The organism is Nioella ostreopsis (genome assembly GCF_004000255.1).
GTDB classification, from domain to species: Bacteria; Pseudomonadota; Alphaproteobacteria; order Rhodobacterales; family Rhodobacteraceae; genus Nioella; species Nioella ostreopsis.
The window spans coordinates 272,429-278,835 of the sequence record NZ_RCIQ01000004.1; the positions used below are offsets into that span (position 1 = coordinate 272,429).

Below are 6,407 nucleotides of genomic sequence, written 5' to 3' on the forward strand. Positions count from 1 at the left end.
CCCATGACGATCCAGACCAAACCCCTCAACCCCCATTTCGGTGTCGAAGTGACCGGCATCGCTCTGTCCGACGTGACTGCCGAAAACCTCTTTCCGCAGATCCGGGCGCTGTTCGAGGAGCATTCCGCGCTGCTGTTCCGTGCGCAGGATGTGAGCGACGAAAAGCACCTGGAACTGGCGCAGCTTTTCGGCCCGATCGAAGACCGGCAGGCGGACGAGCGCAAGCCCGGCGAAAAGTTCGAGATCCCGAAAGTGTCGAATGTGCAGGAGGATGGCACGACCTCGGGCGAGATGGATCTCAAGACGCTGAACCTGAAATCCAACTTCCTGTGGCATTCCGACAGCACATTCCTGCCCGTCCCGTCGCTGGTGAACATCCTCATCGGGCGCGTGGTGACAACCGAGGGCGGCGCGACCGAGCTTGCCTCCACCCGCGCGGCCTGGGCGATGATGCCCGAGGACCTCAAAGAAAAGGTACGCGGGCGCGGAATCTGGCACCGCTACAGCCATTCGCGGCGCAAGATCTCGCCCGAGTTGGCGAAGCTGCCGATGTTCAACAAGTGGCCCGACCAGCATTGGAACGCGATCTGGGAAAACCCGGTGAACGGGCGTGAGGCGCTCTACCTCGCCTCCCATGCCTTCAGGATCGACGGCTATGACGAGGCCGAGAGCGAGGCGCTGCTGGCCGACCTGACCGCATTTTGCACGCAACCTGCCTTCGTCTACTCGCACAGATGGTCCGTCGGCGACGTGCTGCTGTGGGATCAGCGCGCGGTGATGCACCGGGGCACGCCCTGGCCCTACGAACAGCCACGCACGCTGTCGAGCATCTGTTCGTCGGTCACCGAGGCCGACGGCATCGACCGGATCCGCATTCCGGCCTGACAGGTTTCCGCGCGCGGCCGACCGGGCCCTTTGCGACCGCGCGCATCCCCGCAGCCCCGCTGCCAACTGACAGGGCGGTCCCCCTCACGACCCAACAGAGAGGAAAACACACATGCGCTTCTTCACCAGAACTGGACGACCCCTTCCCGAAACACTGCTGAAATCGGCAGAGAAGATCGGGCCCGACCCGATGAGCCGCCGCGAGTTTCTGGCCACGGCCTGTTCTTTCGGCGCCTCGGCTGCCACCGCCTACGCCATGATCGGCATGCCTGCTCCGGCCCATGCCGCGGGCCATGCCCAGATGGGCGGCACAGTTCGCATCCAGCAGCAGCTGGTCACCATGCGCGACCCGCGCAAGTTCGACTTCAACAGCCTCGCCACCTATACGCGCGGCTGGCTTGAATACCTCGTGCAATACAATTCCGATGGCACCTTCACGCCCAAGCTTCTGGAAAGCTGGGACATCAACGAGGATGCGACCGTCTATACCCTGAATGTCCGGCGCGGCGTGACCTGGAACAACGGCGATCCTTTCACTGCCGAGGACGTCGCCTTCAACATCGAGCGCTTCTGCGACAGCACGGTTGAAGCCAATGCCATGCCCGGAAAGTTCGGAGTGATGATCGACCCAGATACCGGCCAGATCATGGACGGTGTGATGGCGGTGCTCGACAGCCATACCCTGCGGCTGACCCTGCCCCGGCCCGACATCTCGCTGATCGCCGGTGTTGCAGATTATCCCGCCGCCATCGTGCATCCCTCGTTCCGGGAAGACATGATGCTGGAAAACCCGATTGGAACCGGCCCATACCTGCCCGACGGCTATGACGTCGGCATCGCAGCGGCACTGGTGCGCAATCCCGATCACACATGGTGGGACGCCGAAAACGGTGCCTTCATGGATCGCATCGAATTCATCGATCTTGGTGCCGATCCAACCGCCCATTTCGCCAGTGCTGAAGCCGACGAGTTCGACGTGACCTATGACACGCAAGGTGACTTCATCGACGTCTTCGATACGCTCGATGGCTGGTCGCGGCATTCGGTGAACACGGCAGCCACGGTGCTGGCCCGCTGCAATGCGCTGGCCGAAGTGGACGGGACGCGCCCCTATGCCGATGCCCGCGTGCGCCGGGCCCTGGCGATGGCGGTGAACCCGGCCAACGTGCTGGAGCTTGGCTACGGCGGACAAGGCAGCGTCGCCGAGAACCACCATGTCTCTCCGATTCATCCGGAATACGCGGATATCGGCCCGGCAATCCATGACCCCGAGGGCGCGGTGGCCCTGATGGCCGAGGCCGGCATGGCCGATTTCGAACACGAGCTGATCTCGCTCGATGCTGCGTTCTGGCGCTCGACCGGTGACGCCATCGCCGGGGAAATCCGGTCTGCAGGTATCCCCATACGTCGCCACGTGATCCCGTCCTCGTCCTTTTGGAACGCCTGGGCGGAATACCCGTTCTCGATCACCAACTGGAACCACCGCCCGCTCGGCATCCAGACTCTGGCGATCGCCTATCGTTCCGGTGAGGCCTGGAACGAGACCGGCTTCGCCAACGAGGAGTTCGACACGCTGGTCGGACAGGCCTTGGCCACGGCGGATGTGGAGGCAAGGCGTGAAATCATGGCCCGGATCGAGCAGATCATGGTCGATGAAGGCGTGATCATCCAGCCCTATTGGCGGGCGCTCTACAACCACTCCAAGAGCAACCTGAAGGGCGCGGAGGTCCATATCTCAAACGAGCTTTATCCTCAGTACATGTACTGGGAAGCCTAAAGGCGTCCCATAGGCGCCCGGCAGCCCTCTCCCCTGCCGGGCGCAACTTTCCAGGATACCAAGCATGCTAGACCAGATCATACTGTTCGTTCTCGCGGTCAATGTCGGCTTTTTGGCCGCGTGGCTGACCGTGGGCGCGTTGGAAAACCTCTTTCACCCGTTCCTGAACGAGACATACACGGCCGAGGTCATGGACATGGCCCGCATGCGAGAGGACTACCCCGAAGCCTATGCGTTCGTGTCTTACAGACGAATTGTCAGCGCGCCCCTGAGGCGGATCCTGTTCCGTCTGATCGTCGCATGGGAGTTGGTCTCTGCCCTGGCATTGTGGATCGGCGCGGGCGCCTTGTTCTTAGCGGGTTTCGCAATCGGAGCGGTAGAGCCAGCGCTTTCGCTAGCGCTTATTGGGACCCTGTTGTTCACGACAACGTGGTGTGGTTTCCTCGTCGTCGGGAACTGGTTTTGCTATTGGTTCGGTCACGAAGGAGGCCAAAACACGCATTTCCAGATGACCCTATGGGGCATGGGCACCATGATCCTTATCGTCGCATCGGCAAACCTGCTGCTTTAGGTCGGTGGTGGAGCTAATCGGTAGTGTCAGAGGAGCTTGTATGGAGGCGGGACAGCGCGCTAGCCAAGGGGGCATTGGAAGCGCTGCGCGGAGACAAGGCCGTGCAAGAGATCGCCGCGAAACATCAGCTTCATCCGCGCGGCCGGGATCGTCCAGAGGTCGCCCTCGATCTCGTCCAGGTGGCAGAACCTGACCTCGCTGGAGCGGGCCGCTGTCAGGATGAGCAAGCGCAGCGCCAGGTTGGTGATCGTGCCCTCGTTAAGGGTCTGATAGAACGCAGGCACCTCGCGCCAGTCCATTGCGGGGACATGCTTGGGCTGATGCCGTGACTTGCCGAGCAAAGCCTTCGCCTTCTCGGTGGCCTGCATGTCGACGTCGAGGCCCATGGCCGCCGCATGGCGCATGACGATGCCGAGACGGTTCATCGCCTTGCGAGCCGTGTCTGCCTTCGTATGCCAGATCGGCACCAAAGTATTCCTGATGTCCTGCTGGTCGAGCTCCTCCGCAGGGACGCGACCGAGCTTTGGAAGGACATGCAGCTCCAGCGGAGAGAACCAGCGCCCGGCCTTGCCGTCCCCCTTGAGCTGCGCCTTGCGGGCCTCAAAGGCCTCAACAGGCACCATTCACACCGATCGCATCGCCTGCTTTCCAAGCTTCGCTTGATGCCGGCTCAGGTCAGCCCTTGCGCCTCCTGCTTCGTCGACACATGACCGCCGTTGCGACATTGCATGTCCGAAAGCCGCGCTTTTCCTGCCGCCTGACGCTCCCTGCAATGATACTAAAGCTTCCCGAAGACAGGTGCATGGGCGTTTCGAACGCGCAGTGCTCCGACACCCTGCGCCCCGACCGTCGGGCATCAAATTCGCGCGGGTTCTATTCCTCGAACCCGAACCGTTCCAGCAATTCTTCGCGCGTGAAGACCTCGGGTTCTTCCCAGGGCGGCCGCCGCCTGACGAGCTGATAGCGCCCGTCTGGCATCCGCTCATACCAGGCGATCCCGATGGTCCCAAGTTGCTGCAAATGCGCCAGATAGGCATCCAGCGTTGTGAAATCTTGACCCTCAGCATGGGGGAGCGCAGCGCCAGCCCCTGTCCCGCTGCCAAATGAGCTGTCTGCGACCATGGTCAGGCCTCCTGCCAACAGAAGCCCGGCCAGATTTACCGTATGGCCAAGCTTGAATTTCATCCTATGTCTCCGTTAAGTATGCTTGGAGGTTGCTTTCTTTCGGGGGAAAATGCCTGGCAGCCACCGCGTTATGCTCGTTCTTGAAGCTTTCTTCGACGCGCCTTTGGCAAAACGTACCAGTCCCCGAAGATTATTCAAAGCGGCCTTTGGCTGTGCAAAAAAAGATGTCCCGTCGGGGGTCCGCCGCCCCCTGCCCATAGATGCAACAGCCGGGACGCAACATGGAGAGACCAGAAATGTGTTTGACCTGCGCCATATTCAATCCTTTCAAAACCGATGGCGACTGGCTGCATGACACTGGCGGCGAAAACGCGCTGACCATCTCCGAAACCTCCGATGCAGCTGGAAACTCCAGCACTGTGTACGGCATGTCTTCGGGCGATTCCTTCGTTGGCACGCTTGGTTTTGACAACGATTGGGACTGGGTCGAAGTGAACCTCACGGCGGGCGTGACCTATACGTTCACGATGACCGCTGGCTCGATGACGGATCCGTATCTCTATCTCTATGACGGGTCCTCAAACCCAGTTCGGAGCAATGACGATATGGGGACCGGCACCCTGAACTCCCAGATCGTGTACACCGCAGCATCGAGTGGCACCTACTACATCGCCGCGGACAGCTACTACAACAGCCCCGGCTATACCGGCAGCACGGTCGACACGGGCACCTACACCCTGACCATGAGCGGCGGAGGCACCACCCCGCCGCCGCCCTCTGGCAACGACCTGCTGGACTCGATCACCTGGGGCTATACGGCCCCCACCTCCATCAACGTCTACTTCGTGCCCGGCGGCGTCAGCTTCGATGACCCCTATGACACGCCACAGACCACCTCGACCTGGAGCACTTACGAACAGCAGCAGGCAATGCTGGCTTTCGAGACCTTCGAGAACGTGGCCAACGTGAATTTCAACGTGGTCACGAACCCCAACCAGGCCGATTTTTTCATGGTTGAATCCACCGACCCGGACTCCTCCCTCGGCTATTGGGGCGTCGGCGGAACCTCGGTGACGATCAACGGCACCTCCTACAACAACCTTGACGGTCACGGCGTGTTCTACAATGGCGGTCAGGGCTGGACGACGCTCGGCCAGGCACAGGGTGGCTACGGGTTCATCACCATGATCCACGAAATCGGTCATGGCATGGGTCTTGCCCATCCGCACGACACCGGTGGCACCTCTTCCATCATGGACGGCGTGACCGCGTCGTTTGGCAGCCTGGGCAATTTCGACCTCAACCAGGGCATCTATACGACAATGTCCTACAACGATGGCTGGCAGACCGCCCCGCACGGGGCCAGCCCGTCGGACAATTACGGCTGGCAGGGCACGCCGATGGCCATGGATATAGCGGTTCTGCAATCGCTCTATGGGGCCAACACCACCTTCAACAACGGCAACGACACCTACGAGCTGTTCACAGTCAATCAGACGGCCTTTTCCCACGCCTACTACTCGACGATCTGGGATACTGGCGGCATTGACACGATCGTCAATCCCGGCCTGCTGTCCTCCATCATCGACCTGCGCGAAGCCCCGTTGACCTATTCGGCCAATGGCGGTGGCTATGTCTCTTATGTCACAGGAGTACATGGCGGCTTCACCATCGCCGCCGGGGCCGTCATCGAGAATGCGACCGGTGGTCGGGGAAATGACACGATCATCGGCAATGACGTCGCGAATGTGCTCGATGGCAACCTCGGCAATGACACGCTGACCGGAGGTGCTGCGATCGATACGTTCATCTATTCCGGTGGGCAGGACGTCATCACGGACTTCAACGGAGACATTATTCGGATCAACCTGACCTCTTGGTTTGGCGATGTCAGCTCACTGCTGGCCTCTGCAGTTGTCCAAAGCGGCAATCTCGTGCTCGACTTCGGCGGTGGCTACACGTTGACACTCAACGGTGTGACCAGCACCGCAGGCCTCGCAGGACGCATCCGTGTCGGCGACAGCGACCCCGAGAGCGACCTGACCGGCG

General features: G+C 61.0%; 5 protein-coding genes and 1 pseudogene. 4 read left to right on the forward strand and 2 right to left on the reverse strand.

The genetic code is table 11. From position 1 onward, the window contains the following. Nucleotides 1–3: 3 nt before the first annotated feature. From EP237_RS06730 to EP237_RS06740, 3 genes are all read left to right on the forward strand, one after another. On the forward strand, nt 4–885 hold the full coding sequence (locus EP237_RS06730; protein WP_127559384.1) for a TauD/TfdA dioxygenase family protein: 882 nt from the start codon (nt 4–6) through the stop codon (nt 883–885). A 112-nt stretch (nt 886–997) separates the two neighbouring features. Next, nucleotides 998–2,662 (forward strand): ABC transporter substrate-binding protein, encoded by a 1,665-nt coding sequence (locus EP237_RS06735; RefSeq protein WP_127559386.1) that lies wholly within the window; start codon nt 998–1,000, stop codon nt 2,660–2,662. Nucleotides 2,663–2,726: 64 nt separating this feature from the next. After that, nucleotides 2,727–3,233 (forward strand): DUF2165 domain-containing protein, encoded by a 507-nt coding sequence (locus EP237_RS06740; protein ID WP_127559388.1) that lies wholly within the window; start codon nt 2,727–2,729, stop codon nt 3,231–3,233. A 128-nt stretch (nt 3,234–3,361) separates the two neighbouring features. On the opposite strand, the pseudogene EP237_RS06745 reads toward EP237_RS06740, so the two are convergent. Continuing rightward, nucleotides 3,362–3,853 (reverse strand): annotated as a pseudogene (locus EP237_RS06745) (tyrosine-type recombinase/integrase); the annotation flags it as partial. A 253-nt stretch (nt 3,854–4,106) separates the two neighbouring features. After that, the gene (locus tag EP237_RS06750; RefSeq protein ID WP_127559391.1) at nt 4,107–4,418 is read right to left on the reverse strand and encodes a hypothetical protein; all 312 of its coding nucleotides are present in this window, start codon (nt 4,416–4,418) and stop codon (nt 4,107–4,109) included. 221 nt (nt 4,419–4,639) lie between these two features. On the opposite strand from EP237_RS06750, the gene EP237_RS06755 reads away from it, so the two are divergent. Continuing rightward, the coding region (locus tag EP237_RS06755) for a M10 family metallopeptidase C-terminal domain-containing protein (protein WP_164744641.1) at nt 4,640–6,407 on the forward strand (1,768 nt) is incomplete at its 3' end.